We start from the raw sequence: 280 nt of genomic DNA, 5'->3' as shown, positions 1-280 counted from the left end.
CAAAACGCCTGATGCCACCATTTGATGACGACGTACAGCGTGAGGAACGAGGTGATGATGCCGCCTGCCAGCAGTGCCCATGCGCTGAACGTGCCCGCTTCGACAGATGCCTGCGCCAGGGCGAACTTCCCGATGAAACCGGTCAGGGGCGGAACACCCACCAGGTTGACACCGGCGATGAAGAACATGATCGACACGATGGGGGCGCTCCTGGCAAAACCGGACAGTTTGGCCAGCGATGTCGTTCCCGCTCGCCGTTCGATAAGACCAGCAATCAGGA

1 protein-coding gene is annotated in these 280 nt (G+C 60.0%); it reads right to left on the bottom strand.

Features of this window, described 5'->3' with window-relative positions:
- On the bottom strand, positions 1-280 hold a 280-nt coding region (locus tag QP442_RS08450; protein ID WP_285069790.1), incomplete at both ends, for a proton-conducting transporter transmembrane domain-containing protein.

It is taken from the genome of Pauljensenia sp. UMB1177 (assembly GCF_030217965.1).
Lineage (GTDB): Bacteria > Actinomycetota > Actinomycetes > Actinomycetales > Actinomycetaceae > Pauljensenia > Pauljensenia turicensis_A.
Note: the sequence above shows the minus strand (reverse complement) of the source record. Positions and strands in the feature narration are given on the sequence as shown.